We start from the raw sequence: 318 nt of genomic DNA on the forward strand, positions 1-318 counted from the left end.
GCCAACCCGTGGAACCAGAAGTATAGATAACATAGGCCAGGTCCTGTGGCCCTGTAGTGGCTGATACATTCGCCGCAGAATAATCCGAAAGTACCTCTTCCAACTGCCCAGGAATGATCACCTCCCCATCAAAACCCACACGCTCCACTAATGACTCTTCTGTGATCAACAGCTTGATTCCTGAGTCCTTTATAATATGGTGGATCCGCTCCTGAGGATAATCCGGGTCTATCGGAACATATGCAGCACCTGACTTCAGTATAGCAAGCATCGACACCACCATCTCTTCGTTGCGAGGTACCATAAGTCCTATCAAAT

The 318-nt window shown here is 48.4% G+C and carries 1 protein-coding gene; it reads right to left on the minus strand.

The genetic code is table 11. The features are described 5' to 3' along the window. The coding region (locus tag C900_RS27895; RefSeq protein WP_185114010.1) for an AMP-binding protein at positions 1 to 318 on the minus strand (318 nt) is incomplete at both ends.

The organism is Fulvivirga imtechensis AK7 (genome assembly GCF_000331535.1).
GTDB classification, from domain to species: Bacteria; Bacteroidota; Bacteroidia; order Cytophagales; family Cyclobacteriaceae; genus Fulvivirga; species Fulvivirga imtechensis.